The sequence below is a fragment of the Psychrobacter sp. genome, from assembly GCF_036731945.1.
In the GTDB taxonomy this organism is placed as follows: Bacteria; Pseudomonadota; Gammaproteobacteria; order Pseudomonadales; family Moraxellaceae; genus Psychrobacter.
Genome location: NZ_DAINDI010000001.1, coordinates 43664 through 49128 on the forward strand (window position 1 = coordinate 43664; position 5465 = coordinate 49128).

Here is a 5465-nt window from a genome sequence, read left to right on the forward strand (position 1 = left end):
ACCATCGCGGGTTAGCTCATTAAAACTGGTCACGCTCCAGACGTTAGATGAGATATTAAACTCATCTTTTAGTATTTTCGCCGCTTTTTGCACTTCACGTAAAATAACGCCTGAACCTAATAGCTGAACTTGGCTTGAGCCATTGTCTTCTAGCAAATACATACCACGCTTGATACCTTCTTCGACACCTTCTGGCATGGCAGGTTGTTCATAGTTTTCATTCATCAAAGTTAAGTAATAATAAACGCGCTCACCCTCACCATACATGCGGCGTAAACCATCATGCATAATTACTGCCAGCTCATAACCGAAGCAAGGATCATAAGTCACGCAGTTCGGTACGACGTTGAATAAAATTTGTGAATGGCCGTCTTGATGCTGCAAGCCTTCGCCGTTTAGCGTGGTACGACCAGCCGTTGCGCCAAGTAAGAAGCCTTGTGCCTGACAGTCACCTGCTGCCCATGCCAAGTCACCAACACGCTGGAAGCCAAACATAGAGTAATAAATATACAGTGGAATCATCGGCAAGGCGTTGACAGAATAACTGGTTGCCAGAGCAATCCATGTACTCATTGCACCCGCTTCGTTGATACCTTCCTCTAACATATGACCATCGATGGCTTCTTTATAACCCATCAAAGCTTCACTATCCTCTGGCGTATATTTTTGTCCAGAAGCTGAATAAATACCCAATTGGCGGAACATACCTTCTAGACCAAAGGTGCGCGCTTCATCGGGAACAATGGGCACAACGCGATCTTGGATGTCTTTATTTTTTAGCATGGCTGCTAGCAAACGCACAAACACCATGGTAGTCGATTGCTCTTTACCATTACTGCCTTTTAGCACGCGATCAAAAATAGACAACTCTGGAATATTTAATGGGATATGACCACTACGGCGATTGGGCAGATGACCACCTAAGGCTTCACGGCGACCTTTTAGGTATTTCATCTCCAGCGAGTCTTCTTTTGGACGATAGAACGGCAGCGTCTCTAATTCTTCATCAGTAAATGGCAAATCAAAGCGATCGCGGAAATACATCAAGGCTTCATGATCAAGTTTTTTGATTTGATGCGTCTTATTGACCGCTTGCGCTTGGTTAGACAAACCATAGCCTTTAACAGTTTTTACCAAGACCACGGTCGGTTGGCCTTTGGTTTTCATCGCTTCACTAAAAGCAGCATAGACTTTCATCGGATCATGACCACCGCGGTTTAGGCGCGAAATGTCATGGTCGGACAGCTCATTTGCCATCTCCTCTAACTCAGGATATTTACCAAAGAACTCTTTACGGGTAAATTCAGGCGTACGGGCTTCATATAACTGATATTCGCCATCGACCGCTTCTTCCATACGATATTTAAGCACGCCTGTAGTATCTTTATCTAACAAGGTATCCCACTGACCGCCCCAAATTACCTTAATCACGCGCCAGCCTGCACCGCGGAATACCGACTCAAGCTCTTGAATAATCTTGCCGTTACCGCGTACAGGACCATCGAGGCGCTGTAAGTTACAGTTAACGACCCAAATTAAATTGTCCAACTTCTCACGACCAGCAAGAGAAATCGCACCCAAGCTTTCTGGCTCGTCGGTTTCACCATCACCTAAGAAGGTCCAAATCTTGCGATCTTCTTTTTCTAACAAGCCGCGGTTTTCCATATAACGATGCACGTGCGCATGATAAATGGACATAATTGGGCCCAAACCCATCGATACGGTTGGGAACTGCCAATAATCTGGCATCAAATATGGGTGCGGATAGCTTGACAGACCTTTACCGCCGACTTCACGGCGAAAGTTATCCAGCTGCTCTTCATCTAAACGACCTTCTAAATAAGAGCGCGCATAAATACCAGGCGCTGAGTGACCTTGATAATAAATCATATCACCGCCGAAGTGATCGCTCGCCGCCCGGAAAAAATGGTTAAAGCCTGTCTCATAAAGGGTCGCACTTGAAGCAAAAGTTGCTAAGTGACCGCCTAAATCATCATCATTCTTATTGGCACGCATGACCATAGCCAAAGCGTTGTAGCGAATCAAAGCACGGATTTTACGCTCAATCGTCAAGTCGCCTGGATACATTGGCTCATCTTCGACCGCAATGGTATTGATATAAGCGGTATCGAGACGGTTAAATGGCAGCCCTTCTTGTACCGCCATGTTATATAGTGCTTTTAATAAAAACTGCGCCCGATCCTTATCGGCATGTTTGATAACCGACTCAAAGGCTTCCAGCCATTCTTGGGTTTCGGTGCTATCAGCATCCTTATAATAGTTCATCTTTATTAATCCTTTTTATCAGTCAACCCTGCACGATAACAGGGTGTTATTAAATCAGAGGGTGGTACGTATCTTAATGAGCAATCGATTGACTTGATGCCTTCCCTATAACTTCCTTGCCGCATCTAAGCATTGCATTTACGTTCAGGGTTATAACAGAGAACTCTAAATAAATCGTATCACTGTCGAGTAGCATTAGGCGCAAATAGACACCGTTGTAAAATTAAACGGTAGCCACTATGCGATTCTCACTATCAAATGATAATGACACTCTATTATAGGTACTTATTGTGGATTTGTTTATAGCTATGAAGAAATGCCAATATGACAAGTATTTTTGAAATAAATAGTGATTAGTTTTTAAATGAATAATTGTTGTTTAAAAGGTTAGAAGTTGTATTTATCGTCTTTCCTCAAACAAAAATGTTAACCATCGCCTTATTTGAGCTATGCTGTCAAATCTGTAGACATTGGGACTGCTGCCAATAACGGTATCGTAAAAACTAATTGATTAAATTTGAGCAAAAGAAGCACTATAGATTTTTACTTCAACACAAAATATGAGTTAGCAAAATGACTGTCCTACGATAAGTTATATTATTAAATTTATTTCAAATACGATTCAAACTAAAAATCCTATTACTTTTTTAACAGCGTTAAATCAACATTTACGACAAGTTTTTTCCTAATGCTGATTATGTCAAAGAGTTACTTAGCATTGAATTTATCCACTCATACTAAAAAATCTGCATTTCATCTGTTTTATAATATCAATTGTATGCTTAATGTTATATTACATTAAGATAATTTATGACTCGATTACGAACTTTGGTTCTCTATACATATAAATTATTTATGACTTTAATATAATTGTGAGATGAACTATGAGTAATCGATTATTACTAGCCAATAGTAGAATAGTATGTCTAGCATTAACTAAATATGTATTTGTATTATTACTTGTGACTATACCACTTATTGGTCAGGCTACTCCCTCAGGGTTTGGCACCTTCACGCTTAATTCACAAGCAGGTACTGGAAACCTTGCTTCAGGCAGTTACATTACAAAAAACGGAGATGAGGGTACGTTTACTATCAAACGTAAGTCTGCTTCTGTTGGTTATAATGGAGAAAGATTCAAGGGAGGAGCAAATGGCATTGAAATTGAGAATGATGCAAAACAAGGTGCTATAAGAGATGCTAAAGATGAGTTTTCTTATACATTTACCATTGCACCCACTAACCCAAATACGATACATACGATAAAAATTGGTCAAGCGACGTATGACACAGTTGGTAATTCAGAAATAGCCCGTCAAACTCTAAGCTATACAGATTTCACAACACCTCGATTGGACACAACTGCAAGCGCAACTATTAGAGAAAACCCATCTGCACCGTATTTTTATGATGCTATGGGTGATTATTTCATGGGTAAAAAACTCAATGAAACTAATTTGCAAGCAAATATCGCAAAGTCAGAACCTCAGTTACGTATTAATGACTCTGCTTCTAACCCTCTTTACTATTATAATATTACTAATCTTAACGGGACTGGTAATACAGCGTCATATACGCCCACAAGAACTGATGACACATTAAAAGAAGTGACACTCAGAACGGCGAATGGCATATTACCGAGGCAGGCAACTTTTGCTAACATATTAAAGTCTAGCGCTCAGCCTAATACCTATAGAGCTTTAAGGCAAGGCGATGTATTAGGAAACAATAGCACCTACGTAAGCTACGGTATCAAGAATCAAGACAGTAATTATGTTATAGATGTGAGACATGCTCAATCAGTGACTCTTAAATATGAAGGTATCATGAATGGTAACTTCGCTGTCAATGCTCCCGTAGTTGGTGAGACCTTCAAAGAATGGATAACTTTCGGCGTCGAAAGCGAGCCTGCTCCAAATGTTATTCCTGCTCCAAACAATGCCCCACCTAATGCTAATATTGTTCAGTGTGACGCAGGCTATATTTATGATGCTTTTGCATCTTCAGACTATAATAATTTAGCCACTACATCTGGATTGAAAGTACCTTCTGTCGGTAGTAATAAAAGCATAGTGGGACTTAAAAATGAAAGTTATGTTTTAGTTTCTAATACATTAAGTAGTAATGAAACTGCGGTTGTTGGTGTTTCAAATTCTTATGAGAGCACAACCACTGCGAGTGTTCCAGTATTTGGATTTCTTCAAAACTTTGCTACCAAAAGCGGCAATAGTACTGTTTCATATAAATTTATCAATAAATTTACCAATCAAGCACAAGCTCTTAACAATGTAAGCTTAAGTGTGTTTGATATAGATAACAACTATATAAGCTCTGATAATTTTGGTTTTTTTGATGCAGTAACAATTAAAGGATTTACTAATTTAGAAGGAACAGGAGCTGGAATTACTCCTAAAATAACATATGGTCCTAAAATGACTACATCACCACCTTACCGTCAGAACATTAGTACGTCTGGCACTGTATGCGAAAACAATAAACTTGATGGTAACTGTCAGGTTTCGGTAAATTTTGATAAAAACGAGGTAGTTAGAGTAGACGTAACCTATGGTAATAATACAGCTATAACCTCTTATAACGGTAAAGCAATTGGCGATCCTAGTGACCAGTATATAGGTATACGTATGGACGGCTACTGCTATAAACCACAACCAAGAATCACTTATAGTAAGGAACTCGCTGATTCTCGTAAGACAGATACTGATCTATTCGTGGTTCAGATAAAAGATAGCGCTAGCTCTGTGGTAACTGGTGGTATCGCTAGCACTACTACAGCAGGTGAAGGTAATATAGTTTCTGATGGAACAGGGACAACGGGTATATTTAAAGTAGATCCTACAAAGACTTATACATTAGCAGAAGGTATAGCAGGCACAACTAATTTATTGAACTACAAACCCTCGTATGAATGTAAAAATTCGAGTGGCATAGTAGTCACTGATAATCCTAACGGTCTCAAATTAGACTATGGGGATGCTTGGAGATGTATCATCACTAACAGTGCTCCTGAATATGTTATATCGGGTATTGTATTTAATGATAAGGGTAAAGTAACTGACCCAAGTAGTGACGATGTCTCAGCTAAATACGTCAGTGATTCTGAATATTTCAATGGAAAGTTTAATCCTTTAGTTGAATCAGCCATTTCTTACACCGCTGGC

2 protein-coding genes are annotated in these 5465 nt (G+C 39.6%); one reads left to right on the forward strand and one right to left on the reverse strand.

What is annotated here, in order from left to right:
* Window positions 1–2286, reverse strand: a 2286-nt coding sequence (gene aceE / locus V7D75_RS00180; RefSeq protein ID WP_333612913.1) for a pyruvate dehydrogenase (acetyl-transferring), homodimeric type, incomplete at its 3' end; no start/stop codon positions are given.
* Window positions 2287–3170: 884 nt separating this feature from the next.
* Here aceE and V7D75_RS00185 point away from each other — a divergent pair.
* Window positions 3171–5465 (forward strand): hypothetical protein (locus V7D75_RS00185; protein WP_333612914.1); only part of this gene is annotated, 2295 nt, incomplete at its 3' end.